We start from the raw sequence: 240 nt of genomic DNA, 5'->3' as shown, positions 1-240 counted from the left end.
ATAACACCACCTTCTCGTTGGCCGATACCAATGCCAGCGCTCTGGCGTTGGCGGGGCTGACCTTGGGGAATGGCAGCGTGACCACGGTGGGGGTCGCCGGCACGCCGGGCACCGAAACGCTGCGCGCCTTGACGCTCGACGGCGGTACGCTGAACTTTACCGGCGGTGCGCCACTGTCTAGCGCCGAGAGCACCATTACAGCTCAGACCCTGGCCGCTAACGGCGGCACCATCAATCTGG

General features: G+C 65.4%; 1 protein-coding gene. It reads left to right on the top strand.

Annotation, left to right across the window (positions count from 1 at the left end):
* Positions 1–240: hypothetical protein (locus tag WG891_RS26810; protein WP_337265125.1), on the top strand; the 240-nt coding region annotated here is incomplete at both ends.

The sequence above is a fragment of the Serratia sp. MMO-28 genome, from assembly GCF_037199905.1.
In the GTDB taxonomy this organism is placed as follows: domain Bacteria; phylum Pseudomonadota; class Gammaproteobacteria; order Enterobacterales; family Enterobacteriaceae; genus Chania; species Chania oryzae.
This window is presented reverse-complemented; position numbering and strand designations above follow the sequence as displayed.